This is a genomic window from Paraburkholderia sp. BCC1886, assembly GCF_900996245.1.
Classification (GTDB): Bacteria; Pseudomonadota; Gammaproteobacteria; order Burkholderiales; family Burkholderiaceae; genus Paraburkholderia.
Genome location: NZ_CAAJGK010000031.1, coordinates 1 through 230, shown reverse-complemented (window position 1 = coordinate 230; position 230 = coordinate 1). Strand labels below are relative to the sequence as shown.

The following is a 230-nucleotide window of genomic DNA, read 5'->3' as shown; positions in this document are numbered from 1 at the left end:
CGATCTTCGCTGCTGCATCTGCTGCAGCCTGAGCGTTGTGACCCGCGACCAGCACGTGAACGTCACCGCCGATTTTCTGCGCAGCGGCGATGGTGTTCAACGTCGCCGGCTTGATCGACGCATTGCCCCCCAAGGGGACCTGCTCTGCTGCGTCGTGTTCTGCGATTACCAGATTCGTCATTACCCTGTCTCCTTCACAGCACTTTGGCTTCGTTCTTCAGCTTCTCGAC

General features: G+C 58.7%; 1 pseudogene. It reads right to left on the bottom strand.

Going from position 1 to position 230, the window contains the following annotated elements:
* Positions 1–181, bottom strand: a pseudogene (locus FQ746_RS02765) (electron transfer flavoprotein subunit alpha/FixB family protein); the annotation flags it as partial.
* Positions 182–230: the final 49 nt, after the last annotated feature.